At 59.0% G+C, this 24,877-nt stretch carries 35 protein-coding genes and 1 tRNA gene; 11 read left to right on the forward strand and 25 right to left on the reverse strand.

All coding sequences use genetic code 11. The features are described 5' to 3' along the window. Positions 1-2: 2 nt before the first annotated feature. The 17 genes from QMX91_RS05150 to QMX91_RS05230 form a co-directional block, all read right to left on the reverse strand. A complete protein-coding gene (locus QMX91_RS05150) occupies positions 3-527 on the reverse strand; it encodes a phage tail protein (RefSeq protein ID WP_158830594.1) in 525 nt (174 codons plus the stop codon). Continuing rightward, entirely contained in the window at positions 524-1,696 is a 1,173-nt protein-coding gene (locus QMX91_RS05155) for a baseplate J/gp47 family protein (protein ID WP_158830595.1), read from the reverse strand. The genes QMX91_RS05150 and QMX91_RS05155 overlap by 4 nt, the downstream gene beginning before the upstream one ends. Beyond that, on the reverse strand, positions 1,693-2,010 hold the full coding sequence (locus QMX91_RS05160) for a DUF2590 family protein (protein WP_158830596.1): 318 nt from the start codon (positions 2,008-2,010) through the stop codon (positions 1,693-1,695). The genes QMX91_RS05155 and QMX91_RS05160 overlap by 4 nt, the downstream gene beginning before the upstream one ends. Beyond that, positions 2,007-3,992, reverse strand: a complete 1,986-nt coding sequence (locus tag QMX91_RS05165; RefSeq protein WP_158830597.1) for a phage tail tape measure protein — start codon at positions 3,990-3,992, stop codon at positions 2,007-2,009. The genes QMX91_RS05160 and QMX91_RS05165 overlap by 4 nt, the downstream gene beginning before the upstream one ends. 169 nt (positions 3,993-4,161) lie before the next feature. Then, positions 4,162-4,452 carry a putative phage tail assembly chaperone gene (locus QMX91_RS05170; protein WP_158830598.1) on the reverse strand — a complete coding sequence of 97 codons (291 nt, stop codon included), beginning with the start codon at positions 4,450-4,452 and terminating at the stop codon, positions 4,162-4,164. After that, on the reverse strand, positions 4,449-4,964 hold the full coding sequence (locus QMX91_RS05175) for a lysis system i-spanin subunit Rz (RefSeq protein WP_158830599.1): 516 nt from the start codon (positions 4,962-4,964) through the stop codon (positions 4,449-4,451). The genes QMX91_RS05170 and QMX91_RS05175 overlap by 4 nt, the downstream gene beginning before the upstream one ends. Further along, positions 4,964-5,497, reverse strand: a complete 534-nt coding sequence (locus tag QMX91_RS05180; RefSeq protein ID WP_158830600.1) for a lysozyme — start codon at positions 5,495-5,497, stop codon at positions 4,964-4,966. Before QMX91_RS05180 ends, QMX91_RS05175 begins: the two co-directional genes overlap by 1 nt. After that, positions 5,494-5,790, reverse strand: a complete 297-nt coding sequence (locus QMX91_RS05185) for a hypothetical protein (protein WP_158830601.1) — start codon at positions 5,788-5,790, stop codon at positions 5,494-5,496. The genes QMX91_RS05180 and QMX91_RS05185 overlap by 4 nt, the downstream gene beginning before the upstream one ends. Continuing rightward, entirely contained in the window at positions 5,790-5,999 is a 210-nt protein-coding gene (locus tag QMX91_RS05190) for a TraR/DksA family transcriptional regulator (protein WP_158830602.1), read from the reverse strand. The genes QMX91_RS05185 and QMX91_RS05190 overlap by 1 nt, the downstream gene beginning before the upstream one ends. Beyond that, complete coding sequence (locus tag QMX91_RS05195; RefSeq protein ID WP_158830603.1) at positions 5,999-6,448, reverse strand: phage protein; 450 nt, start codon at positions 6,446-6,448, stop codon at positions 5,999-6,001. The genes QMX91_RS05190 and QMX91_RS05195 overlap by 1 nt, the downstream gene beginning before the upstream one ends. Before the next feature lie 6 nt (positions 6,449-6,454). Beyond that, complete coding sequence (locus tag QMX91_RS05200) at positions 6,455-7,570, reverse strand: DUF2586 domain-containing protein (RefSeq protein ID WP_158830604.1); 1,116 nt, start codon at positions 7,568-7,570, stop codon at positions 6,455-6,457. 11 nt (positions 7,571-7,581) lie between these two features. Then, positions 7,582-8,262, reverse strand: a complete 681-nt coding sequence (locus QMX91_RS05205; protein WP_158830605.1) for a virion morphogenesis protein — start codon at positions 8,260-8,262, stop codon at positions 7,582-7,584. Further along, positions 8,252-8,701 (reverse strand): phage tail protein, encoded by a 450-nt coding sequence (locus QMX91_RS05210; protein WP_158830606.1) that lies wholly within the window; start codon positions 8,699-8,701, stop codon positions 8,252-8,254. The genes QMX91_RS05205 and QMX91_RS05210 overlap by 11 nt, the downstream gene beginning before the upstream one ends. Then, positions 8,698-9,159 (reverse strand): head completion/stabilization protein, encoded by a 462-nt coding sequence (locus QMX91_RS05215; protein WP_158830607.1) that lies wholly within the window; start codon positions 9,157-9,159, stop codon positions 8,698-8,700. The genes QMX91_RS05210 and QMX91_RS05215 overlap by 4 nt, the downstream gene beginning before the upstream one ends. Positions 9,160-9,256: 97 nt before the next feature. After that, complete coding sequence (gene gpM / locus QMX91_RS05220) at positions 9,257-9,979, reverse strand: phage terminase small subunit (protein WP_158830608.1); 723 nt, start codon at positions 9,977-9,979, stop codon at positions 9,257-9,259. Beyond that, entirely contained in the window at positions 9,976-10,995 is a 1,020-nt protein-coding gene (locus tag QMX91_RS05225) for a phage major capsid protein, P2 family (protein ID WP_064392744.1), read from the reverse strand. Before QMX91_RS05225 ends, gpM begins: the two co-directional genes overlap by 4 nt. A gap of 1 nt (position 10,996) precedes the next feature. Further along, positions 10,997-11,923, reverse strand: coding sequence for a GPO family capsid scaffolding protein (locus QMX91_RS05230; protein WP_158830609.1), 927 nt, complete (start codon positions 11,921-11,923; stop codon positions 10,997-10,999). Positions 11,924-12,085: 162 nt separating this feature from the next. Here QMX91_RS05230 and QMX91_RS05235 point away from each other — a divergent pair, with 162 nt between their 5' ends. The 3 genes from QMX91_RS05235 to QMX91_RS05245 all read left to right on the forward strand — a co-directional run bounded on the left by QMX91_RS05235 (position 12,086) and on the right by QMX91_RS05245 (position 15,242). Next, positions 12,086-14,128, forward strand: a complete 2,043-nt coding sequence (locus QMX91_RS05235; RefSeq protein ID WP_282412355.1) for a terminase family protein — start codon at positions 12,086-12,088, stop codon at positions 14,126-14,128. Then, on the forward strand, positions 14,067-14,909 hold the full coding sequence (locus QMX91_RS05240) for a phage portal protein (RefSeq protein ID WP_256677659.1): 843 nt from the start codon (positions 14,067-14,069) through the stop codon (positions 14,907-14,909). The genes QMX91_RS05235 and QMX91_RS05240 overlap by 62 nt, the downstream gene beginning before the upstream one ends. A gap of 75 nt (positions 14,910-14,984) precedes the next feature. Then, positions 14,985-15,242 (forward strand): ogr/Delta-like zinc finger family protein, encoded by a 258-nt coding sequence (locus QMX91_RS05245; protein WP_064392752.1) that lies wholly within the window; start codon positions 14,985-14,987, stop codon positions 15,240-15,242. 55 nt (positions 15,243-15,297) lie between these two features. Here QMX91_RS05245 and QMX91_RS05250 read toward each other — a convergent pair whose 3' ends face one another. Beyond that, a complete protein-coding gene (locus QMX91_RS05250; RefSeq protein WP_158830612.1) occupies positions 15,298-15,483 on the reverse strand; it encodes a hypothetical protein in 186 nt (61 codons plus the stop codon). Between the two features lie 102 nt (positions 15,484-15,585). Then, on the reverse strand, positions 15,586-15,936 hold the full coding sequence (locus tag QMX91_RS05255) for a helix-turn-helix transcriptional regulator (protein ID WP_158830613.1): 351 nt from the start codon (positions 15,934-15,936) through the stop codon (positions 15,586-15,588). A gap of 84 nt (positions 15,937-16,020) precedes the next feature. On the opposite strand from QMX91_RS05255, the gene QMX91_RS05260 reads away from it, so the two are divergent. The 8 genes from QMX91_RS05260 to QMX91_RS05295 all read left to right on the forward strand — a co-directional run bounded on the left by QMX91_RS05260 (position 16,021) and on the right by QMX91_RS05295 (position 22,282). Further along, positions 16,021-16,233 (forward strand): DNA-binding protein, encoded by a 213-nt coding sequence (locus QMX91_RS05260; protein WP_141126974.1) that lies wholly within the window; start codon positions 16,021-16,023, stop codon positions 16,231-16,233. A gap of 29 nt (positions 16,234-16,262) precedes the next feature. Beyond that, positions 16,263-16,736, forward strand: coding sequence for a YmfL family putative regulatory protein (locus tag QMX91_RS05265; protein WP_158830615.1), 474 nt, complete (start codon positions 16,263-16,265; stop codon positions 16,734-16,736). Beyond that, positions 16,733-17,098, forward strand: coding sequence for a hypothetical protein (locus QMX91_RS05270; protein WP_158830616.1), 366 nt, complete (start codon positions 16,733-16,735; stop codon positions 17,096-17,098). Before QMX91_RS05265 ends, QMX91_RS05270 begins: the two co-directional genes overlap by 4 nt. A gap of 74 nt (positions 17,099-17,172) precedes the next feature. Then, the gene (locus QMX91_RS05275; protein ID WP_158830617.1) at positions 17,173-17,406 is read left to right on the forward strand and encodes a hypothetical protein; all 234 of its coding nucleotides are present in this window, start codon (positions 17,173-17,175) and stop codon (positions 17,404-17,406) included. Positions 17,407-17,408: 2 nt separating this feature from the next. Beyond that, the gene (locus tag QMX91_RS05280) at positions 17,409-20,207 is read left to right on the forward strand and encodes a toprim domain-containing protein (protein ID WP_158830618.1); all 2,799 of its coding nucleotides are present in this window, start codon (positions 17,409-17,411) and stop codon (positions 20,205-20,207) included. 15 nt (positions 20,208-20,222) lie between these two features. Further along, on the forward strand, positions 20,223-20,516 hold the full coding sequence (locus QMX91_RS05285) for a hypothetical protein (protein ID WP_158830619.1): 294 nt from the start codon (positions 20,223-20,225) through the stop codon (positions 20,514-20,516). Between the two features lie 63 nt (positions 20,517-20,579). Continuing rightward, positions 20,580-20,831, forward strand: coding sequence for a hypothetical protein (locus tag QMX91_RS05290; protein WP_158830620.1), 252 nt, complete (start codon positions 20,580-20,582; stop codon positions 20,829-20,831). A gap of 266 nt (positions 20,832-21,097) precedes the next feature. Next, positions 21,098-22,282, forward strand: coding sequence for a DUF3596 domain-containing protein (locus tag QMX91_RS05295; protein WP_158830621.1), 1,185 nt, complete (start codon positions 21,098-21,100; stop codon positions 22,280-22,282). Here QMX91_RS05295 and QMX91_RS05300 read toward each other — a convergent pair. The 6 genes from QMX91_RS05300 to QMX91_RS05325 form a co-directional block, all read right to left on the reverse strand. Next, positions 22,266-22,514 (reverse strand): hypothetical protein, encoded by a 249-nt coding sequence (locus QMX91_RS05300; protein WP_158830622.1) that lies wholly within the window; start codon positions 22,512-22,514, stop codon positions 22,266-22,268. The genes QMX91_RS05295 and QMX91_RS05300 overlap by 17 nt on opposite strands. Continuing rightward, entirely contained in the window at positions 22,511-22,750 is a 240-nt protein-coding gene (locus tag QMX91_RS05305; RefSeq protein WP_256677655.1) for a hypothetical protein, read from the reverse strand. Before QMX91_RS05305 ends, QMX91_RS05300 begins: the two co-directional genes overlap by 4 nt. Positions 22,751-22,752: 2 nt before the next feature. Continuing rightward, positions 22,753-23,079, reverse strand: a complete 327-nt coding sequence (locus tag QMX91_RS05310) for a hypothetical protein (protein ID WP_158830624.1) — start codon at positions 23,077-23,079, stop codon at positions 22,753-22,755. A gap of 490 nt (positions 23,080-23,569) precedes the next feature. Next, entirely contained in the window at positions 23,570-23,830 is a 261-nt protein-coding gene (locus tag QMX91_RS05315) for a helix-turn-helix transcriptional regulator (RefSeq protein ID WP_282412356.1), read from the reverse strand. Positions 23,831-24,161: 331 nt separating this feature from the next. Beyond that, positions 24,162-24,380, reverse strand: a complete 219-nt coding sequence (locus QMX91_RS05320) for a hypothetical protein (protein WP_158830626.1) — start codon at positions 24,378-24,380, stop codon at positions 24,162-24,164. A 204-nt stretch (positions 24,381-24,584) separates the two neighbouring features. Next, positions 24,585-24,674 (reverse strand) — tRNA-Ser (locus QMX91_RS05325). Between the last annotated feature and the right edge of the window lie 203 nt (positions 24,675-24,877).

Consider the following 24,877-nt stretch of genomic DNA (forward strand, 5'->3'; position numbering starts at 1 on the left):
TCCTAGAGACTGGCAACCAGCGTTTGCTGGTCGTCGTTGAAGTCGATCAGGGCGATTTGCAGCCCCACGGGGGTGATGGTCACGAAGTCGTACCGACGGCACGTTCGGCCGTACTGCTGGATAAGGACGCGCAACAGTTCAGGATTCAGCGAAAGCTGAGCGTTGCTGAATTTCAGTAGCACCACGTCCCAATCCCGATCGGGCTGGCGCTCCTCTATCTCCACATAACCAACGCCGAGGCGTTCGAAAATGCGCTTCATGCCTGCGGTGCTGCCCGCATCCACGGAGTTGATAAAAGCGTGTTTCACCCGTAATCGGAATAACGCCTCGGGCTCGCCCTGAAATCGCGTCACGTCGCGCTGCCAAGCCCAAAGCTCAAGAATGCTCATGTGGCAGATGTCCGGATCGATCTGCGAATACGGCCAGCGCAGCCAGCCGGTGACTGTCTCCCACCAAGCCTGTGCAGCAGCGACCAGTTTTGACAGCTCGGTGCCGCCAAGCCAGAACGGCAGTTTGAGTTTGGTCATTGCAGATTCACCTTCACCGAGGACAAACGCGGGATGTTCAGACCGCTGACAACATCAACGCCGGGCATGAATCGAAGGGAGGCGATATCGGCAAACTGCTGGTGCAGTTCCTCCCCCAGTCGGCTATAGCTGAATCGCGACTGTGGGTAAGTGAGCGTCGGTTGAAAGTCGCGGGGCGTGCTTTCGCGGAACGCTGCGCGGATGAACAACTCGACCTCACTTTTCAGAGTATTGATCTGTTCAGCGCTCAGGTTGGGTTGAGGCCAGAGATTCATGGCCACAGCCACAGGCACTTCCGGCATGACCATGGCCAGCAGATCATCGCCGTGGCCGTGGTTGCCCTGATCACGGATGTGCGAGTTGATTTGTTCCAGGTAAGTGTCCGCCGGCACGCTGGCATCAAACAGCACATAGGCGTTCGCGCTGCCCGGCCCACGTGGAGCGCCGTGTTCGAAATAGACACCGTCCGGACGCACGCCAGGGAACGCGGAAATCATGGCGCGATATACCGCGTCGGTGTGCCATTGATTGACCGCCGAAAATTGGTTGCGCACGCGCAAGCGCAACTGATCGTTGGGTTCCGGATCCGCACCTGGCGACTCCAGCCACCCGTCCTTGTTCACCACCTGGACGATGCCGGGGATCGGCGCCGGCAGAATCGCGTAGTAACCCGGGGCGAGATTGAAGCCGCTACCGGCTTCGATCGCTTCCACCGGGACTTCCAGCTGGATCTGTCCCTGCATGAACGTCGCGGGCGCAGTGGTCATCAACTTGTAGACGTTGCCGTTGATCGCAGCTGACTGCACGACAATGCCTTTTTCCAGCTCCATCACACCGTCAGGCGTAGCCCGGGTGAACAGCAATCTCCCTTGGGCTTTGGTGGCTCCCTTGCGCTCGACGTTCACCGCCCAGGCGAGCGTATCCAGCCATGCGTCCACCGCAGTTTTAACAAAGAAGTTAGGCAGCACGGTCATGCAAAGGAAGTCGAGCAGCCACAGAACCGGCTTGGTCACCAGTGCGGTCATTACCCGCCAGAACGGTGAATAACTGCTGGTGTTGGCCACCTTGGCGCCCTGGGCTTCGACCTCCTTTTCCCACGCAGCCTTCAATCCCGCCTCGGTGGTCGGAATGCCCGCATCGGCGACCACCTTTTTAAAATCGACGCTCACAGACTTACCTCAATCGATCCAAATTTGATGGTTTTGGCAGTGACCATGTAGGTGCCTGGCTCCTGTTGGGTGATGCGCGCTGTTCCCGGTACCAGACGCACGTCGTCTTCTACCAGCAGCTCCAGACGCTGAATGCAGTCGCGTTGCTTCAAGCGATCACGTTCTGCCACCAGGACAACCAATAAACCGCTGTCGCGGATCATGTGCGCGATGTCCTGGGCGATGCAGGCGCGGTCATCAATGAGCAATGGCTGATGCGAGGGATCCAGGGCTAGGTCGTTGTCGACGATCAGCAGATCTACGTATTCGCTCATCCGCCCACCGCCATTGCGACCATGTTTTCCACCTCCAGCGGGTTCATTGGTTTAGCGGTGTGAATGTTTACGTTCTCCACATGCGTGCCCTTGTTCTGGCTGTTGCTGTTGTTCTGAATGCTGGTCAACAGACCACCGGGCGGCACCGCTGAAGGGCGCGCAGGCGAAAGGCTGGGGATTGCTGCGTTAATGGTCTGCTGGGCTTTCTGCGCGGCGTTGGCGGTGTCGGCGGCGTTGGTCGCAGCATCCACGCCGGGCACTTCGGGCATACCGCCGAAACGCGCCTCGATGTTCACGCCCGGTATGCTGTTCATCAGCTCGATCAGGCCGTTAATGGCCGTCTGAAAAACGCTGACGATGCTGTCCCACGCGGCCTTGACCATGCCAGACCAGCCGCCCACAGAGTTGAACCAGTCAGAAAGTTTCTGGAACTGCGCGGCGACGAACTGAAACGCGGCAGTGTTCATCAGGGCTGACGTCCATTCGTCCCAGTAATAGACCGCCGCGACGATGACGGCTACCAGGGCGAGAACGCCGACAACGATCCACACCAGCGGGTTGGCAAGCAATGCCGCGTTGACCAACCAGATGGCGCCCTGCCACAGCAGCATTGCGCCGCGAATGAGAGCCAGACCAGCGCTCAATGTGTAGATCACCGCCATGTACGCCAGAATCGCCAGCTTTTGCAGGACGAACCCGGCAACGGTGCGCAGATTCAGCAACTGGACGACTTTCCAGACCGTCACCAGGCTAAGCCACACCATCCGGGAAACTCCCACCACGACCGTTAGCAAAGACAACGCGGTCACGATGCCCATGATGGTCAGCGCGGTGATGCCGATCACGCGGGTGATGTTGGGGAAAAGCTGCGACCAGCGAACCAGTGTTTTGCCGATATCCACCATTTTGTTCATGAACGGTGTCAGCACTGGAATCAGTACCTGACCGAAGACGACGCGCATTACATCAACGAGCGAGGCCCATTGCTGCCAGGGATCAACCATCGCTCGGGCCATGTTTTCGGCATTCTCCAGCCCGCGCACTTTGCCCAACTGCTCGATGCCGCTGCGCAGCCGCTCTGAATCCTTGAATAGAGCGCCGATCACTTGCGCACCTTCACCGCCGAACGCCTCTACCAGACTGGCTGACGCCGTGGCAGTGGTGAGGTCGCCGAACTTGCCTTGGAGCTTGTCCAGGATGCTCATCATCGGCAGAAGTTTTCCCTGTTGATCGGTGAACTTCATGCCGAGCTTTTCCGACGCCGCGCCGATGTTCTCGAAAAACGCCTTGTAGCGTCCGCCGGCGTCGCCGCCTTCCATCGTGCTGCTCAATGTGCCAATCACCGCCATCTGCTCAGCCAGGTCAACGCCGGAGGTCGTCGCGATCGCGCCGGCCTCCTTGAAAGCGTCTTTCATCGCGGCGCCGCTGGTGCGGAACAGCTGCACTGCCAATGCGGTTTGCCCGCCGAGTTTCTCCACCCACGCGCCTTTTCCCATCGCATCGGCTTGGGACTTCTGCAAGTTGTAAAGCGTGCCCACGTATTCGCCCATGGTCTCGGCATCGGATTTGGTCGCCTTGGCCAGCAGGTTGCTGACGTTGGTGAACGTGGCCAGCTGGTTGCCCGCGAGCCCCTTGATCGCACCGTCGATCAGGTACGCCGAGGCCACAAAGTCCCTGGCGTTCTCGCCGTAGTTCACGGCGAACTCCAGCGACTTGGTGTTCAGCGCCGTCAACGCATCTTCGGCGACGCCCAGCGATCGGACATCGCCCAGGGCGCGATTGACCTCCAGCGCGGGTTCCATGGATTCGCGGATCCCGACCACACCGGCGGTCAGCCCGGCCAAGCCCACACCGATTGTCTTGATGTGTTGCTCGCTCTGATCGGCAAGGTCGGAAAAGGCCGCTTGCACCTGACCCAATGGCGCGGTGACCTTGTCGGTCAGGCTCAGAATGAAAGCAAGGCGGGCGCTTTGGTCTGCCAATGTCGTTACCCGTTCAGCGCAATGGCGATGCCGTTAGCCACGGCAAACTCCATGCGTCTCCAGTGTTCGTCCTCCAGCCACTTGGCCGTCCCCATCGCCTCGGGCGTGGGTTCGGCACCAGGTAGCCAGTGGTTCGTCAGGGCCACCAACTGGCCCAGGCCGTTTTCGCTTAAGCGCTCAGCGTGGCCGAGTGCTTTTTTACGAGCACCTCAACCTTCGGGCCGTACTCTTCCAGCAGCGCGCCGGCGAGCTGCATCACCATGACCGGGTTGCCCAGCAGCGGTTTCAGGACGGTTTTGTGTTCCTGCATCACAGTGGTCATCAACAGGTTGTTGCCTGGGGCGACCTTGTTGGTTTGGGTCAGCGCGTTGAAGTACTTGGTGACGTCAGCCGCAGTCAGGTTGAAAGTGAATTCCTGTTCGCCGACTTCCAGGGTGATTTCAGTGTTCTGTTGGCTCATGGGGCAGCTCTCTTTTTGAGGTTGGGTAAAGTGGTTCCCTGGTGCGCCGGCGATCGCCGGCACACATCAAGGGCGTATTGCTGAAGCCCAAGGATCATTTGCCGGCTTAAGGCAAGCTGATCCCGGAGGGTGAAATAATCCGGTCGAGCGTCTGCTGCGAGTTCGGCGCTGCCTGCAACAGCCACGCGGGCGGTGCCGGCGGTGGCGGGCACAGATCCGGAAGCGGGACAGTTGGCGCGGATCTGCAACCGTTGAGTGCCATCGCCAACATCGCCACGCAGGCGCTCGATTTCAGTACGTGCATGCGTCAATTCCGTGGTGTTTCGTTGGTCGATTGCGTCCCGTTCGGCAAGCATTTCACCGGTGATGCGGGCCGCTTCACGTAGGCCGTTTACTTCCCGTTGCGCGCTGTCGCGCTCGCGCCTGGCGTCATCGCGCTGGCCTTCGAGCGTGTCGAAGCCGATCCAAACGACCAGACACACCACGACGAGAAAGAGGCATTCGCGCAGCATCAGAGGCCGGCCGCGCAAAGCCGAGACTCGGCCAGTCGGCGGTTGTGCAAACCTTGAACGAAGCGCTTTCTGCCCGTGGTATCGGTGACAAAGGCCCAAACCGGTGTCTTGCCATCTGCTGCCCACGCCAACGCGTTGCAGCCTTCGCTGATGCGACCCGCGTTGATCAGCGCGACCGCTCGACTCGCGCAGGTGCTTGGCACGCCAAAGTTGTGGCCGTGGCTGGTCAGCGCGTCAAAGGTGTTCTGGCCCACGTTGGGATTGGTGATGCAGTCAGCAAGCTGTAGCTGGGTTTTGCGAATCACCAGTTTTTCCACCTCGGCACATCGCTCGGGCGACCAGTAATCACCGACCACTACCGGCAAATGGCTGGTGTGTCGGGTGATGCCCTTACACACGGTTGGCAAACCACGGGCGAGCGGATCCGGGTAAACGACGTTTTGGCCGTTGCCTTCCCAGGTGCCCAGGAAGATCACAAGCGGAGCGCTGGCCAACGCGATAACACCGGCCTGAATCTTGCCGCGCAAGCTCATGGAAATAGCACTCGCAGCAGTGCCGGCACGACCATTTGAAGGACAGCACCGACCAGCGTGAGAATGGTCAGCAAACGGCCTACCTTCGCGCCGATGTCGTTCACCGCGCCCGTCAGGGTCTGCTGACCGGCGTTGAGTTCCGACAGTTGCCCGGCCATGTGTTCGAATCCTTGCTCCAACCTGGTAACTCGGGTGGGGACGGTTTCGTGCCGATCTGCCAGCTCATCCAGCCGGTGTTCGAAAACGGCAAATCTCTGTTCCAGCGATCCGAGGCGTGCGGCTTCAGTCGTCATCAGCGTTTACTCTGTTCGTGGCCCGTCTGACACGGGACGCACCGCGTTTTGCCGCCCAGCGCCTGGCGCGCGGGCGGGATTTCTTTATCGCAGTCCTGGCAATGGGTCAGGCTTGGCCCGACCGGCACAGGTTTCAGCAGCTGGGCCTTGATCGCCTGGTCACGTTGGCGCTGCTCCAGTTCCTGGGCACGGTCGAACCAGTCCACCATTACCGAAGCCCCTCGATCTCGGCCGCAGCCAGGTAGGGAACGCCGTTGATGTGGATAAAGTCCGGACTGGTGACGTCGAATGGCACCTTGTGTTTGGTCTTCTCGCCACCCTTGGGGTCGATCGCCAGCAGACTGGAGATCTTCACCTTGCAGCCGAACGCCTCCACGCGCAGTTCGTCTTCACCGGCCTTGGCGAAGAACACCGCATCAAACGGTTTCAGCTCGCGATAGCTTCCCGCCGATCTCGCTGCATCGATCAGCAACTCAAAGTTGGAGCTATCCAGTTCCAGTTCACCGGCAGCGGCCACGTCGCCGTCCACGTAGCCGTCAGGCACGCCCCGGGTTTGCGCCACGGCCGAGTTGTCGGTGATGTCCAAGGTGCAGCTTTCAACGTGCAGCGCGATATCGCCCAGGCTCACGTCGAAGTTCTTGCCGCCAATTTTTGCCATGGGGCGTTACTCCGCTTTGTCAGTGGAAAGATCCAGGGCAATGTTTGCCGTGAGGTCTTTCGGGCAGTTGAGGGGTTTGAGCTTGATGTAGGCCGCGACCTTGGTTTTGCTCAACCATTCCAGTACCAGGTCGCCGTCCTTCGGCGGCTCGATGTCGCCGGGGAAGACTTCGCCGTTGAACTTGACGGACTTGGCCATGGCACGCAGCGGCGCCATTAATTGGTTGGTGTTGACGGCCATGCTGTTGGGGGTGTTGTTCAAGCGGCGATCGGCTACGCGGCGAATCAGCAACGGGCGGATCTGGCGAGCGGCCTTGTCGGTGATGCGTAGGTACTCGACGACTTGAAAGTCACTGCCGGGGGTGTCCAGCATGTTGCCGTCACCCCAATACACGCCCGGGTAATCGGGATAGGTCTGCGACACAGAAAAACGCGCTCGATCCAGCTCGCTGCGCACAGCCGAAGGCAGCGGCACTTTTTCACCATCCATTGGCACAGGACCAAGGCCCAACACTGGGCCGGTGGCTACACGCATCGGACTGTCCGCGATGCTCACGGAGGAATGCGCCAGGCGCCCGGCGAGAACGCCGAGGTCGTTGCCGTGCAGTTGCGGCACCGGCAAAACACGCGGCGCGGCTAAATCCGCCACCAGCGCCTTTTGCTCGCTCACGTACTGCGCCCAGGTCTGCTCGGCGGTGATGCCGGCAACCGATGCCATGACGAATACGCGGCGTCCGTACTTGTTGTTGAGAGCGATTGCAGCGTCGTGCATGTCCGACAGCTCGGCGGCCGTGGTGACAGGCTTGGTGATTACCGCGGCTTCCACGGAAAAACCCTGTTGCTGGGCTTTTTCCAGCGCGGTTTCCCAGTCGCCCTCGGCGCTGATCGGGGCCGCGACGCAGGCCCAGCGCTGACCACCGTTCAAGCGGGCGGCGGTGATTTGGGTTTTCAGATCGCTGGCCGGAACGCCCAGGGAGGAGTCCAAGTCGCTGTCGGTGTTCAGCGCGATGAACTGGCCGACGTTCTTGCCGGCCGGGCCGATGAAAAGAAAGTAACGCTCAATCTCAGTCACGGCACCCTGGCCCAGATTGAGATTGTCGACGGTGACTTGACCGAGTGCCATGCAGTGCCTCGTTAGCGGGGTGAAGTTAGGATTTGTTGAAAGACCTGGTTAACCAGCTCGCGGGTTTCATTACCGCTTGCCACGCCGAGGAACTGACGTTTTGGCAGGGTGATGTCCCAGCTTTGCGCGCCGGACGACTCGGTTTTTTCGTTGTTCAAAATGCGGATCAGCAGCCCCGCCTTGGCGTAATTCACATGCTGTTGAATCCACGCTACTGAAGGCCGTGTCGGCTTTTTCTTGCCCTTCTGCCGAACGCTGAATCCGAGCTTGCGCAGGCGTTTGGCTTGTTTGTCAGTGCAGGCGATGCCAGGTGGAACGCTGTTCCAGCGCTTCATCTGCGCAGCAGTACGCCGCTCGGTGGCGCCGTTGTGCTGCTGAGTGGCGACCCAACGCGTCAGCGCGTTTTTCCAGCCCAGTTCGGCTCCGTCCGCATTGACGCGGGTAACCTGCAGCAGCTTGGCCAGACCCGCTTCCATCTTCTTTTTGCCCTTGGCTGATCCCTTCCGTTCTGCGAAAGACGAGCCGTCGAGGTTCTGCTGCTCGCGCTGGCGTTTGCGGCTCATCGAGCGCACCCGCTTGGTCACGTTGTTCAGCAGACGCCGGCGCAGCACTGGCGGCAGCTCCAGTAGCGCCAGTTGGGCGTCGACGTTGAGTAAGCCCCTGACATCGAGGTCACACGGATTAGCGCTCACCTGTGGCCACCTCGCCGCGCTCGGCAACCCACAGGTCAAACGGGATGAACGCCCACAACTTGCCGAAGGCCTCAATCTCGCCGGCAGGATCCTCAGCCAAGTATTGCGGCTCTACGAATTCCAACGTGATTTCCACGTCGAACAGATCGTTATCCAGCGGCTCTACGGCGAATTCCGGTGCGGGTAATTCGTGCCGATCGCGATCGGAGTCGTGGTTTTCCAGCCAACTGCCCACCAACGCCATCAGGCGCGCCGGATGGTCGGCGAAACGCTCCAGGACAATCGCGGCGCGATAGTGCATGTCGGCAAAGTGCATGCCGTCGACGTCGGGTTTCCAGACCAGCACAAGCTTCACCTGCTCGGTAAAGCTGTCGAGCTGCTCAGGCTCGACCAGGCGCCGGTCGCGAAGGTACGCGGTTAAACCTTGCAGCTTGTTCAAAGCAGCTTCGCCGTGATGCGGCCACGGCCTTGCAGCACGCGCACGGCCGCCTGGCTGAATGCCAAGAACGTTTCCTTGAGTTCAGGTGCTTCTTTCGCGGTGTTCTCGGCGCTTTCCCGCCGGGTCACGGACGCGAATTGAGGCAGCGCGCCGGCCTTGGCGCGGCAATACACGGCGCGCTTGTACAAGCTGACCCGCAGCACACGTTCAGGCGACGACAGTTCGGCGGCTTCTACATTGGTAAAGCCGAGGATCTGCCAGCGGTTTTTGAGCTTCGCCAGGTCTGTGTTGACCTCGGCCATGGCAATACTCAGGGCGTCGACCAGCAACGTGCCCAAGAACTCCGCCGGCAGGCGGTAGCCCTTCTGGAACTCGGACACAGAGAGGTTCGGCCAAAAGCCGTCGTTCTCGATTGTCTGTTCCACAAAGGTGGTTGGGTTCCCGGAAAAGCTGCTCATTGCTGGCCACTCAAATAGGGCGGGGAAACTGCTTTTCGTGGGGCTGGCCATGAATGGCAGACACACGTCCACAGTTCCCCGCTGGGGGGGTAGTCGGTTATGGGGCGCCGGTCACGGCGGGTGTTTGTTTGGCGATCGCCTTGCGGCACTTCGCAATGCGCGTCTCATTGCCAGCTTTCGCGTACAGCTCGGTGGAACGTTCCAGGTGCTGGAGCGCGGTTTCCCACTGCTCGGCCTCCATGGCGCGCATGCCGATCAACTTGTGGTACTTGGACGGGATCTGTTCGGTCAGCTCCCATTCACCGTCGACGCGAGGCAGCAGATCGGACAGGTACGGCTCCGGGCTGCGCTGGGCGTTGTATTCGGCGTAAGCCCAGTCGATCACTGCGTCCGCAACGAAGGTTTGCACGTCGCGACGTTTGAACCGCTCGGGCATCTCCTGCCCCTGCCCGATCGCAAAGTCCGCGAGTGCTAGGCCGTCTTCGAACTGCTCGGTGTCGAACAGCCAGACCATCACCTGCACCAGAACGCGATTCGGCATCACCAGATCCGAGTCCATGTAGCGCTGAATGAAATCCTGGTACTTGGGCAACAGCTCCTCACGCTTGAGTGCCTGACGCCCGGCGAGACCCTTGATATCGCTCAGGCGCTGCAGATCCTGATCCAGAGAGGCTTCCATCAGCAGCAGGTGCTTTTTCGCGTTGGCCGGGCTGCTCAGGGCTTCCGCCGGCGAATACGCCTGCGGTGCGGCGGCTGCAGCGATTACTGCAGCGGTTCCCTGTGCCAAAGTACGGCGCTTGTGGGCAAGGGCCAGGCTCATGCGGCCAACTCGACGTTTTCGGTAAACGCGATCTTTTCCAGCTGCTCGATCACGTAGCCTTCGTTGCGGCTGTTGTAATCCTCGACGCGGGAGCGTTTCGGGTTGTCTACGGTTTGCTTGCGCCAGCTGGAGTCCTGGAAGTAGATCGACAAGTTGTCCCAACTGGTGACCAGTACGCCGTTAACCGGGAAAAACGGCACGCTGAAGCTTGGCAGACCACCATAAGTGGCGATCACCTGGGCGTCCTCGATGCGCTCTTTTTCGGTGGGTGTATCACCCTGCTTGGCGTACAGCTTGGCCTTGTCAGCCGCTAACAGGTCGGTGCCGATAATGGCGATCAGGTCTCCGCCATCGCGCAGACGTTCGTCCACCATTTGCTTGGTGTCATGCACCAGAGCGTCCAGGTTGGCGTAATCACCGCCCTGCCCCAGGATTACTTTGCCAGCGGTTTTGCCTTCCTTGAGTACCTGCTGTGGGGCTTGCTCGCGCAGTTGTTGCAGCCAGCCTTTGTTCACGTCCTGCAGCATTGGGTAAGCGGCAATATCAGTCTGCGCAGCGGCTTTCAGGCCGTGGAAGCCGACCATGATGCGGTCCAGAGCGATCTGTTTCTGCACAGCAGCCGAGTAACGTTGATGGAAGTCCGGGAATTTGGCCCAGGCGTCGATTTTTGCGTACGGCAGACCCACGTCCGACTCGGTGGACGAGAGTTCGTAGGTGGTGTTGTCCAGCTCGGAGGCGTCTTTCGCCTCGCGATCGGTGGTCTTGGTGTTAGTACGGCCAGTCACCGGGCCGGACACACCGATGAACACCTTCTCACCCTTGATTTCGCTCACGCCGATGACGTTGATGCGCGAAAGGAAGTCCGACTTGGCGGTGATGGCGTCGTTCAATTCCTGGGTGATGGACGGCTCAACGCTGAACATCTTGCTGGACAGCTCGACACCATAGGTCTCGGCCATAGCCAGCTGCATCGCCGCATACATTTTCGCGCCGTAAGCGCTCAGGGAACGGGCCATGTCAGAGTACCCGCGCTTTGGTTTTGTCGGCTGCGCCGGTGGAGCGCGGCAGCTGACGTCCAGTGGACGTGTTTTGCAGCGTGGTGAACTGCTTCTGGAGGCTCGTCAAAGCTGCCAAGACGGCCTTATTGGAAGCGCCACCGTTACGCTTGAATTCGCGTTCTTCTTCGGCGGTGGTAACGATCTCGTCGACTGCCGCACTTACGTCATCGATCGTGGCTTGATCGGGTTCTGGCGCATCTTCGGCAGCAGGCTCAATCACGGCCTGAATGCCGGCAGCGACGACCAGCAGCTGGGCCAGCAGGGCTTTCAAAGCCGTTGCGGTAGCTTCATCCATTGGGGGTTTGCTCTCGGTTGGGGTTTGCGGAGTGGTTTCAGCGGCGGTGTCATCAATGCCGAAACGCTTGAACAGGCGGGTGAACATGCCGACAAGGCGGCCAATCTCGCCCTGCGCTTCGGTTTCGCGCAGAGGGCCGAGTTCTTGGGATGCGGCGTAGTACGCATCGCGGCTGGTGCGACTGGAGAAGTAGAGTTCCTGCGTGCCGACGCTGGCGGGTTCGTCGGTGACGGCGATACCGGTCATGTAGGCTTTGCCACGGCCCCGGAAATTCGGCTTGATCTCGATGCTGGTGAACAGTTTTTCGCCGGCGTCATTCAGGCGCAGCAGCTTGTCGTTGGGCTTCAGTTGCGCTTCAAGGGCGACTTGGCCAGGTTCCAAATCGTCGCCCTCTTCGACCAAGCGCACAGCGAAAACCGTTCCGTGGGATCCGAACCAGCGTTCGTGTTCACACCAGATAACGGCGGTGTACAAAGTCGGCGCGTAGGTCTCGGCGATGTCGCGCAGTTCCTGGGGAAGGATCTCGCGGCCATCGACGGTCGGGCCGCTGGTGGCTACACGTTTCCAATAGGAGACAAGGGAACGGGGCATGAGTGGTGACTGCGCTCAATCGCTGAATGAGCCGCCACGATAGGGAGCCGTTTACCGCCAAACAAACGGTTGAAACTCAGGGTTCTCCTATTTTCGAGAGATAGGCGGATCGCAGCATTTAACTCCGCGTTTCCGGGGTTTTCGCCGCATAGACTGCGGCCCATGAACTACCCGACCGAAGTTAAAGAAGCCGCAAAACGCCTCTACCTGCGCCGCTGTTCGGTGAAGGAAATACAGGCGCATTTGAAGCTGCCCAACATACGAATCGTCTATTACTGGATCCGCCAAGGCGGCTGGGACGAGATGCTGACGGATGAAGAACCGTTGAGCGCGGTCAACCGGCGAATAACCCTGATCCTGGAAAAGATCTATCCGCTGACGAAAGCCGAACTGGACGAACTGGAGCGGCTGACAAGCCTGCTTGAACGGCTGAAAAAACTTGCGGCCAAGCCTGCACAGGCAGCGCCGTCAGACGCACCGGACGAGCCTCGCGAACGCCAGCCTGGTCAACGTCGTGAACGAGGCGAAGGCGGCGGCAAGAAGCGCGAAAAAAAGGCGAAAAACGACGTCAGTGGCCTGACCGAAGTGGACTTCCTCGATAAATTCATTTCGAAGATGTACGGCTACCAGAAAGAGCTGTTCGAGGCGAAACAGAACCCACTGACTCGCCGTGTCCGGAACATCCTCAAAAGCCGTCAGGTCGGTCTGACTTACTACTTCGCCGGCGAAGCGTTCATGGACGCTGTGCTGAGCGGTGACAACCAGGTGTTTCTGTCAGCCAGCCGATCGCAGTCCGAGATCTTCCGTAGTTACATCATCCAGTTCGCCCAGCAGTGGTTCGGCATCGAGCTTACGGGCAATCCGATCACACTGAGTAACGGCGCCGAACTGCGCTTTCTCAGCACCAACAGCAGCACCGCCCAGGGCTACCACGGCCACGTCTACGTGGACGAATATTTCTGGATCCGCGACTTCGAAAAACTCAGCACCGTGGCCAGCGCCATGGGCACACACAAGAAGTGGCGCAAAACCTATTTCTCGACGCCCAGCGCCGTGTCGCACCAGGCGTACCCATTCTGGTCAGGTGAGGAATTCCGCAACAGCAAACGCGGCAAGAAGGCCGGCGGTGTGTGGCCGAGCGAAGCGGCCTACACACAGGGCGCGCTGTGTCCGGACGGCCAGTGGCGCAAGACGATCACCCTGGACGATGCGATCGCCGGCGGCTGCGATCTGTTCGACCTGGAGCAGCTGCAGCTGGAGTACGACGAAGACAAATTTCAGCAGCTGTTCTACTGCAAGTTCATCGACAGCACCCAAAGCGCATTCAGCCTCAAGGATCTGGAACGCTGCTACTCGGACCTATCGTTGTGGGACGACTACAACCCGGACCTGGATCGACCGTTCGGCAACAGCCCGGTCTGGCTTGGCTACGACCCAAGCCGCACCCGCGACGACGCCACCTGTGTGGTCATCGCGCCGCCACTCGAACCCGGGGCGAAATTCCGGATTCTGGAGAAGCACAGCTGGCGTGGCCACTCGTTCACCTACCAGGCTGCACAGGTCAAGAAGCTGACCGAGCGCTTCAACGTCCAGCACATCGGCATTGACGTCACCGGCGTGGGTTACGGCGTGTTCGATCTGGTGCGCGACTTCTACGCCAAGGCGACACCGATTCACTACAGCCTTGAGGCGAAAAACGCCCTGGTGCTCAAAGCCCAGGACACGATCCAAGGCAGTCGCATCGAGTGGGACGCAGGGTGGACGGACATCGCCCAGGCCTTCCTGACCATCAAGCGAGGCGCCACCAACAGTGGCCAGATCACCTACAGCGCATCGCGTACCGAAGCCACCGGTCACGCCGACATTGCCTGGGCGGTGATGCACGCCCTGTCCAACGAACCTTTGAACACCAACAAGCGGCGTCGCAGCCGCTACGTCACGAGTAACCAGAGCAGCCATGGCCAACCGCAAGCGCAGAAAGCAACACGTAGCCCAACCAACGCAGCAACCGATGCGCTCGTTTACGTTCGGGGAGCCGGAACAGGTGCTGTCCGGCAACATCGGCGAGTACGTGGGCGTGTTCCCCAGCGACGACGGCAAGATCTACAAACCTCCGGTTTCACGGGCTGGTCTGGCCAAGCTTCTGCGCGCCAACGCGCACCACGGAGCCATTCCAAAATTCAAACGCAACCTGCTGTTGCGTGAGTTCATCCCTTCGGCCGGCTGCAGCACTGAGACCATGGGGCGCGCCGGGCTGGACTACATGGTGTTTGGCGAATCGTATTTCTACAACGACACCAATGCGTTCGGCCAAGTGCTGGAGCTGCAACACCTTCCGGCTATCAACATGCGGGTAAAGGTCGACGGCGGTTTCGTGATGCTGCTACCCGACAACAAGGAATTGGAGTTCGAACAGCACGAGATTTCACACGTCCTGGACTACGACGTGGAACAGAACATCTACGGGATACCGGACTACTTGGGCGGCCTGCAGGCGCTGCTGCTCAATGAAGCGGCCACCCTCTTCCGCCGTCGGTACTACAGCAACGGCGCGCACGCCGGCTACATCTTCTACACCAACGATCCTGACCTGACCGAAGAGGACGAAGACGAGCTGCGCGCACAGATCAGTGCCAGCAAGGGCGTGGGCAACTTCCGCTCGATGTTCGTCAACATCCCCAACGGCAAAGAAAACGCGATCCAGATCATCCCCGTGGGTGACTTCCAGGCGAAAGACGAACTGGAGAAGGTGAAGAACATCACCCGAAACGACGTTATCGCCGCCTGGCGTATGAACCCGGCACTGGCCGGCATCATCCCGGAAAACACCGGTGGTTTCGGGGACATCGAAAAGATCGATCGCGTGTACACCAGCAACGAAATCCGGCCGATCTGCCAGTTGTTTAACCAACTGAATGACAAGCTGCGAGAAGACAGGCGCTTTAGCTGGAAGCCTATTCCTGAAGCAGTGGATACCACTACGTGAGTAACCAGATGGAGGGAAAGCCACTACATATTGTGGCAATATGGTGGCGATAAGCTGCCCCTGGGGAGGGACACAATGAGAGTTGTATGCAATTGCGGACACAAGGGCCGGATTGCCTCGCGGGAAGAGGTAACCAGAGCCTTTGTAAAACTGTACTGTCAGTGCCTGGACGCAAAGTGCGGGCACACATGGGTGGCAAATCTGACGTTCTCGCACACGCTCAGTCCGTCATCGCAGACATTCGAGCGGATGTTGATCGATCGTTTGCGGGAAATGCCCCGAGCGAAGCAGCGGGAGCTTTTCGAGCAGTTGGGATCGCAGGCGGTAGCATAGTTACAAACCGCCAACGCTATAGCGCCGGCGATCGGGATCATTCAAGGAATGACGGTCAGCCCTCTACTTTCTCCTTTGGGTTGATTGCCAGTATCTCGGCCACGCGACGAATCTGTTGCTGTTCAATGCGGCTCAGCCGGCGATACAGATCGATCAGTCGACGCTCAATGTCCGTGAGTACGGTAGTTTCCGACCCGGCGTGTTCGAGGTTGATGTGATCGTTCTTCTTGCGATCCAACATGCTAACTACTCCATAAAGTGCATTGCTGAATGGACTTTATGGGGGGTGCGCAACTGCATTGGAATAAGAGATACCCCAATCACTGTGCGGGATTGTTGCGAGTTAAGACCGGTGCCTGGCGACGTCGTCGGCCATCGCTTCAAGGATGCGGCGAATAGCCTTTTGGTCATCCTCTGGAATGCTTCGGAACTGCTTTACCAAACAGTCTTCGACTTCCGTCAGTGCTTCATTCGCCAACGTCTTTCGCGATCCGTGAACGATATACGCAACGTCAAAATCGAGCAGAGAGTTAGCAAGGCTCAGGTAGGACGCAGGCGCATCACTCGCACCCGATTCGTAGTTGCCTTGGGTACGTTTAGACACGCCAAGTTTTTCAGCCAGTTGATCTTGAGTCAGGCTAGCATTGGCGCGAAGTTCCCGCAGCCTGGCGCCGATCTCTTCAGAAAGAGTCAATATTTTTCCACTCGCATATTTACATTGGCAGTTTTTTGCCACATCCTGCGCTCGTCATCACACGAAAACGCAGAGATTTGCACTATGCCGAACACAAGCATCACCGAGCAAGCCCGCAAAAAAGCCCGTGAAGCGCTGGAGAAGCGCGGTCAGTCCGCGAAAGATTTTGCTGCTTTGCACAACCTGAGTCCCAGCACCGTTTATGCGGTGCTGAGTGGACAGAGCCAATGTCGCCGTGGGGAGGCACACCGAGCCGCCGTTTTATTAGGCGTCAAACAAGGTGTGATCGAACAGTAATGGCATGGGCCAACAGGGAAAAGTAGAAGTTGAAAAGTCCAATCCTAGACACGCGCAAACAAGTCATGAGCGAGATCATCCGCAGTTACGCCGGCGGACGCGAAGCCGCTGCTGCGCGCTTGGGTCTGAAGCTCAAAAAATTCGACAACCATGCCTACGAAAATGCTGGTTGCAGCCCCCTCAGCGACTTACAAGTTTTCATGCTTGAGCAGGACTGTGGAACTCAGCACTTCCCCACGTACGTCGCGTCAATGTATGGGGGACTGTTCGTACCGGTGGCCGATCCTGAAACGCTCGACAATGTCGAACTCTACAAACGCTCCGTGCAGGTTTCTGCAAAGCGAGGGTGTGTTGATCAAGCAATTGCCGCCGCTCTAGAAGACGGTTCTATCAGTGATGAAGAAGCTGAATTCATCATGGACGCGCATAACCTCCACGTAGCAGCAAGGCACGCAGAAGTGCTGGCTGCCATCGCTCTCTACCGCGCAGGAAAGGCTCAATGAATAATTTGCCTGCAGTACCGGAATACCAGGATGTCCTGCAGAGCGCCGCGCTGGGGTTTCTTGAGCGTCACCACTGCGAACACCTGAGCGACGATCAGCAACTCTTCAGCCGGGCTGTTCAACACCTGGTTGCAGACTACGACGTGCAAACGCAGGTCGCTGAAAAAATCGTTCACCTCGCTGGCACCACCATGGTCGCCGTTCGCGATCGGCAACGCCTGAACATCCAGAGCAGCACGTCGACGCACACCGTAATCGTTGACCCAGTCACCGGCAGTCAATGGGCCGTGCCGGTCAGCCTGATCTACGAGCGAATCATCAACGCGCCAGACATTGGCCGTTTCTGCTTAGCCAGTTCGTAACACCACCCCCTAACGAACGCCTGCCCCACACCCTGTGGGTTTGGGTGAGCTGCGCCTGAAATCGAGGTTTCAAGATGGGAAACGCTGTGATTCTGACCACCCAATTGCCAGCTGCAGAAGCCGAAGCGCTTCTGGCTGTGATGCGTGAGCAGTACCGCTTGAGCCTCAACAACTACTGGTACGCGGATGAATACCGCTATGTCCCACAAGAAAAACGGCACAGCTCGATTCTGGAAAGAACCCCGGTGATGGCTGCGCAAAAACGCCTGATGGCAGCCCTCTCCCTCAGCCTCAAAGCAGTGAAGTAATCATGAAAGAAGATCTTCGCCACGACGTGTTGCAACGCCTCCAATTCGACTTCGGATTGAAGCACCGCACGGGCACCGACTACATGCGCGGCGGCACCTGCCCCAAGTGCAAGAAAAAGGAGCTGTATTCCCGTTTCGATACGCCCTGGATGGTGATCTGTGGTCGCCCGGAAAAGTGCGGCCACACGCTGCACGTGAAAGAGCTGTACGACGATCTGTTTGAGGACTGGAGCAAGCGCGCGCCGGCGACCGACCAGCACCCCAACGCCACCGCGCGCGCCTATCTGGAATACGCCCGAGGCTTTCGGTTTGAGTTGATTCAGGGCTGGTTCACGCAGGAAAGTTTCTATTCCCCTGAACACAACGCCGGCAGCGCCACGGTGCGTTTCGCTCTGGAGAAAGGCGGCTGGTGGGAACGTCTGATCGATCAGCCGCACCGCTTTGGCAAGATGAAGGCGCGCTTCAAATCCAAGGACAGCTATCGCGGCGTCTGGTGGTGCCCGCCTTGCGTCGACCTGCTCGAGGTCAAGGAAATCTGGATCGTGGAAGGCATCTTTGATGCCATCGCCCTGGTGCACAACGACATAGCAGCGGTGTCGGCCATGTCGTCCAATGCGTTCCCGGGGGACTCACTCAAGGCGCTGATCAAAATCCGTGAAGGCGGCAAGCTGCCCAAGCTGGTGTGGGCATTGGATAACGAGCCGAGCGCCAACGCCTACACCCGGCGCTGGGTCCGTGAAGCCCGCGCCCTGGGCTTCGTCTGCGAATCCGCGCAGATCTCGCAGCGCGACGGGCGCAAGGCTGATTGGAACGATCTGCATCAGCGCTGGAGCTTCATCCAGGACGATGCCAAGCGTGCCGAACAGATCGCTACCGACCTCAAGCAGGCGCGGCATCTGGGCGCCCTGCTGCTGGCAGACAGTGCCGCTGAAAAAGCCTTGCTCATGTACGACTGGAACAAGCGCGGTGAATTTCACCTGGGCTTCGGCAGCCGCCTGTATTGGTTCAAGCTGGACATGGAGAAATTCAACCGAGCCATGTCCGACATCGAGGACAGCGACAACCACGACGACCAGTTGCTCAACCAGGCGCAGCAGCGCGAAAAGGCGCTGCAGCAATCCGGCAGTGTCGTCGAGATTGCCAACTGCTACCCGCAAGCCCTGTACTTCCAGCGTAACGAGGTGACCGACGAGTCCTGGTATTACCTGCGCGTGGACTTCCCGCACGATTCGGAAAGCGTCAAAAACACTTTCACCAGCGGCCAGTTGTCAGCGGCCAGCGAATTCAAAAAGCGTCTGCTCGGCATGGCCGCCGGCGCCATGTTCACCGGCAGCGGCCAGCAGCTCGACAAGCTGATGAAGGATCAGCTGTTCGGCATCAAAACCGTTTCAACGATCGACTACGTCGGCTACAGCAAGGAGTACGCCTGCTACGTCTACGGCGATATCGCAATCAAGGACGGCAGCACCTACAAGGTTAACAGCGAAGACTATTTCGAGTTCGGCAAGCTGCGCCTGAAAACCCTGCAGAAAGGTGTGCCGATCAAGCTGCAACGTGACGGCAAGGACTTCAATGAGCAGTGGGTAAAGCTGCTGTGGACCTGCTTCGGCGCCCAGGGCTTCGTCGCCCTGGTGTTCTTCTTCGGCTCGCTGTTCTGCGAACAGATCCGCGCACGTTACCAGTCCTTCCCATTTCTGGAGGCCACCGGTGAAGCCGGCGCCGGCAAGACCACCCTGCTCAACCTGCTGTGGAAACTGCTCGGCCGCGAAGGTTATGAAGGCTTCGACCCGATGAAGTCGACCAAGGCGGGGCGCTCGCGCCTGATGGGCCAGGTCTCCGGCATGCCGGTGGTGTTCCTCGAGGCCGATCGCCACAGTGACGATCGGGCACACGCGAAAACCTTCGAATGGGACGAGCTGAAAGACTTCTACGGCGGCGGCACCCTGGCCACCAAAGGCGTGAAGACTGCCGGCAACGAGACCTACGAACCACCCTTTCGCGGAACGATTGCCATCAGCCAGAACGCCGCCGTGGTGGCTCACGAAGCGATCATGACGCGCATCGTCAAACTGCACTTTGTGCGTCCGACCGTCACCCCGGAAAGCCGTGCGGCCGCTGATCAGTTGAACGCGCTGGATGGCGCCACCCTCAGTCATTTTCTGCTCAAAGCGGTGGGCAAAGAATCCGCCGTGCTCGATCTGTTCGCCCAGCGCATGCCGGAACATGAAGCCAAGCTGCGCCGTCTGCACACCCATTGTTTTGCCTGCAGCACGGCTTATATCAGCGACCAGGGTAACTGCAGCAGCTGCGGTTATGACCTGCGCGGCTACATCCGTGTCGAGCGCATCAGCAAGAACCACGCACAACTGCTCTCGCTGCTGGACGGCCTGCGCCTGGTGCTGAAACTGAGTGATCCGCAAGTCGCTGCCACGCAGCGGCAGATCGTGCGCATGGCCATCGAGCGCCAGGCGTCGATCAGCTCCGACCACCCGGCCGTGGCCGAGTTTTGGGAGGTTTACGACTACCTCGAATCCCTCAGTGAAGATCCGGTGGTCGACCACAGCAGTGATCCGACCGTGATCGCCATCAACCTCAACGAATTCTGCGAGCGCGCCGCCGAACACAAACAGAAGCTGGCCGACGTGGCCACGTTGCGCGACCTGCTCAAGGAGTCGCGCTCGCGCAAATTCCTCGACAGCAACAAGGCTGTGCACAGCGCCGTGCGCGCCGCGTTCAACCACCGTAACCCGGTTTCACAACCCCGACCGACCACGGTCAAGTGCTGGACATTCAAGGCGTAAAGGAGAGCAAGACCGATGCAGATCCAAGTGTTGATGGGCAATGCCGGCGACGGCAAAACCAGCAAGCTCCAATGGGTGCAAAGCCGTCTGGAATTTACCGGACAAAGCGCTCCGATCATTCAGGCCGGTGCTTACGGCGAGGACGGCTTGCTGCAGATTCTGGAAGTGCGGGTCGCCGCTGGCCAGCGCGAGATCCTGGTGGACGACTGCAGCCGGCAACAAATCCTGCGGGTACTGGAATGGCAATCATGTGTGGAACATGAGCCGGATTTTGACGGCCTGGTGATCCACCTGGCACGAAAGGACTGATCTTAAAAACAGTGCCGAGGAGTTGCAGCTCCTCGACACCCGACCACTTACGAGGACCATACCATGCAAGCACAGAACCCCAGCAGCAGCGGCACGAAGGCTACCACACCGGCGCGGCACCTGGTGGCGACCGCGATCATCGGCGCCGCCGTCATCGGCTACCTGGTGCATAAGACCCCAGAAGCCCGCACCCGCCTGGAAAGCCTCAGCCAGATGGCCAGCACCTTGGGCGACCTGAGCGACACGGATGCCGCCCTGATCAGCCAGGTGCTCGCCCGCCCTGCCACCCGGGGAGAACCACGCCATGACCAATGACCCGACCGTAACACCGTCTCGGCGTTTTCCCTGGAACATCGATCTCACCAGCGTATGCGACCAATGCGGCAAGTGGCGCGCCCAGGGCAATCACCAGGCCTGCAGTCGCCGGCGTCAGCTACTGAACGCCCATCTGCGCCAGAACAGGCCCAAACCGTAAGCCGCGTCCACCAGAAGACACGCTTGCAGATACTTGGCCCGGAAACGGGCCTTTTTGTTTCCGATCGTCAGACTGTCGATATACGAGTACAGCGTTAGGGGTTTACATGAGTGGGGTCGAAGCTCGCGGCAAGTCCGTGAGAATCTATTTTCAATACAACGGGGAGAAATGCCGGGAAACGGTCCCGGGCAGCAACACGCCGGCGACTGTGGCCCAGGCCAAGCGCCTGGCCGACATCATTGAATACGAGATCCAGACCGGCACCTTCGATTACGCCCGGCACTTTCCGAACTCGGCCCGGCTGGTAGAAAACACTTTCGGCCACTACCTGGACCTGTGGTTGAAGATCAAGGCCAACAGTGTCGCGGCCTCAAGCTACCGAGGTTACGCGAACAAGGCCGAAGTGCATGTGCGACCCCGCTGGGGCAAGGTGCAGATCAACCAGATCGATCACCTCGACCTGCAGGTGTGGATTCAGGACACGCTGTCGAAGACCCTGAAGAACAAGACCATCCGCGACATCATCAGCAACGTGCGCCAGGTGTTTCGCTTGTACCGCACGCGGATGAAGGTCGCGCACGACCCGACCGAAGGGTTGATGGTGCGCCTGCCCGATCCGGAAGCCCCGGACCCGTTCACCCGGGCGGAAATCAAACAGATCCTCGACACCCCCACCCACCGCACCCACGAACTGCTGATGGTGCAGTTCATGTTATGGGCCGGCCCGCGCGTGTCCGAGACGATCGCCCTGGCCTGGGAAGATGTCGACCTGGCGCAAGGCACGGTGACCTTTCGCCGCTCCAAGGTGCGCGGCGCTTACCGGGTGACGAAAACCCGCCGATCGATGCGCCGGGTGCGCTTGCTGGCACCGGCGTGGGACGCCCTGCGCAAGATCGATGCGCTGACGCGCAAACGCAAGGCGGAAACCGTGGAGATCGTCGAGCGGGACAACAAGACGGTGCGGCAACACAAGCTGCACTTTGTGTTCCTCAACAGCCACAGCGGCCTGCCGCACGCCAACGACTTCGTGGTGCGCGATCGCTTTTTCAAGGCGCACTTGCTGGCTGCCGGCGTTCGCTATCGGGGGCCCGGGCAATGCCGGCACACCTACGCCAGCCAGTTGCTGACCACCGGTGTGGCGTCAATCGACTGGATCGCTGAACAGATGGGCCATACCAATGGCAACATGATCCGCCAACACTATGGGACATGGATCAACGAGGACGGACCCGACGTGGTCGGCATGCTTCAAATGGCCCTGAAGCTGTCACCGGTTACAGCTCTACACTGAATCCGCTCAGCCCGACGCTGTCGGCAAAACGCCCCACGGCGGTCAGGCTGGCCCAGGTGCGCAGCGACTCACGTCGCGAGCGCACCGGCACCCAGCGTGCGCCGCTGCCGCCGAGGCGTATCGACAGGCCCCAGTCGGGGCCACCGTCGATCCTGGCCACCAGGCATTCGCGCACGGCGTGTTGGTCGACCAGCGCGCGCAATACCTCTTCGTGAATGCCTTCGCCGATCACTGTGCGTGCTCCTGACGCCGCGCCGTGGCGGCCGCCTCGAAGGTCTTGTACAAACCTTCGATACTGGCCGCGTTCAGTACCTTGACCGTCTCCAGGCCCAGCACGAAACCTTCGGCGCGATCACTGGCGCGAAACAGATCGTCCGCCGTGTGCGCCAACTCGATTTGGTGCAGCAGTTTCAGGGTTTGCACCTCCACCGCGTTCGGCAGGTGCAGTGCCGCCAATGTATCGGCCATGTTCACTCCCATTTCCAAACATTGGCATTGGCCGACGGCTCAGGCGTCAGCTCGAATGGCCCGATATTGATCAGCAGCCAACCGCCGCCGGGCTCATTACAGCCATCGATCAATTGCCCTTGCAGCATGTGCCCATCAGGCAAAATTACCCGCAGCAGGTTGGCCGCCTTGGGTCCTTGTAAATACTGCTGCAGTTCAATACGGGCGCTTCCAGTGCCGGCATCGCTCAAGCGCACGGGACATTCGAGCGTGGTCCGCTCGATCGGGTCCTGCCCCAGATAACGGGCGATCACCACAACGGTGGCCAGGCCCTCATAAGCTTCAGACATGCACGGGTGTTCCCTGTTCGAGTAAAAGGCGATGCTGGCATCGACCAGACAGTGAGGCAATGGTAGACCAGAGCCGGGGGGACTGGTTGCCACGTGGCGAAAAAAAGGCCCCCACACCTGGGCGGGGTGTGGGGGCCGATTGAACATAGGCTGGAATTCAACGTACCGGTTGACGGGCGCAATGGTCCAAGAGCAGACAATAAATAGAACAGACGGTATCCAGCTCCCTCATCGGAATACTCTAACAAGAGCTTGCTGTTGTAGCCCATGGCTACTATTACTTAAACAGCCATTACTGAGGACGCCTCGATGCCCCCAAGATTCGTTGTAATACCTGCGATTCCAAAGGAGGTGGGTGCGATACGACAAGGCATTCGCTTCTACTGCAAACCTCAACACACTGGTTTCGATATTTATGACAACGATGAAAAACGCCGGCTTAAAAAAGACTATCCAAGTCGCGGCGAAGCGGAAACTGAATGCCTTCAGCTTAATCAGTAACGGCATTATCCGGTAGATGATTGCCGGTCACGACGTAATAGATGTCAGCGCCGATCGTGGAAATCTTTGCGAGATAGTCCGCTCTTGGTACGCGGAACCCACACTCATATTTGTACTGAGCATCAGTTTTCACCCCGCCTGCGCAACCAAAATGCTGCTGGCTCATTTTCAGCCGAATCCTTTCTTCTCGAAGGCGCGCACCGATCGTGCTCCCTTTGAATTCACTCATATTTGGATGGCCGTGACCCACGCGCACCTCCTCACTCAGTTCCGTTTGATATGAAATACTACAACGAACCATGTGGGGAGGAGCTGCTCAGCTGCTAGTGGTTTGTCGTAGGTGTCATATTAGAAATTTGCCGAAAGAAATCGGTCAACTTGCGGCTTCACAGAATTCTTCTAGACTCGAATTCAGCTGAAGGAACAGCGTCGTTTATTGTGACACCCCCCCGAGCCCGCCCATGCGGGCTTTTTAATTTCAGCCGAAAGTCGCCTGATGGACTACCTGTTCTGGGTCAGCGCTTCCTATCGCGATTGACGCCAATCAGTCGATGGCCGACCTTGAGAGCAGGCTAAAAGACCTAGGACTGCCGCAGTCGCATAATCGCATCTGTAATCGCTTTCGCATTTGCATCCAAAGTTTCCATCGCTGTGACCGCGTTTTCTGCGACGGCCTCTGCACCGCTCTCTGAAAGCCACTTGGTGACCTCCTCTATCGCCGCCCCAAGCGCATGCTGGTTGTGCAGTAGTAACGTGAGTGCATCTGCAGTGGCAATGTTGGAATCTGAGTTATTTGGCATAACAGCCTTCCTTGGAGTTCGGTCCGCAGAAGCCTAGCTCATCGAATCGCTGGCGAAAGTCAGCCACCCTTTCGGTGGCAGCCATTTTCGCACCAAAATAGTGCCCCAGTCCCATCTCAGTCCCATATGGCCTTTTTTCAGACGCCAAAAACCACAAACCCCCGACTTTCTCTAGGAAAATCAGGGGTTTGCGTTTACTGAATGTGGCGGTGAAGGAGAGATTCGAACTCTCGATACAGTTTCCTGTATACACACTTTCCAGGCGTGCTCCTTAAGCCACTCGGACACTTCACCGTATCTCTTCAAACATGTTCTGTCTGTCGAGGCGCGCTAATGTAGTCGAAAGCTTTTCTGATGGCAAACTTTTTTTCAGAATTTTCATGCGGTTAAGACAAAAAGGCGTTTCGCCCCACCTTGGGCGATGGCAAACCGGCCAATCTCTGGTGACGGCCGCCCTTCTATATAGAAGCAGAACGGTGTGCTACGCCGGGCGCGGC

It is taken from the genome of Pseudomonas sp. PS01299 (genome assembly GCF_029960145.1).
GTDB lineage: Bacteria > Pseudomonadota > Gammaproteobacteria > Pseudomonadales > Pseudomonadaceae > Aquipseudomonas > Aquipseudomonas putida_A.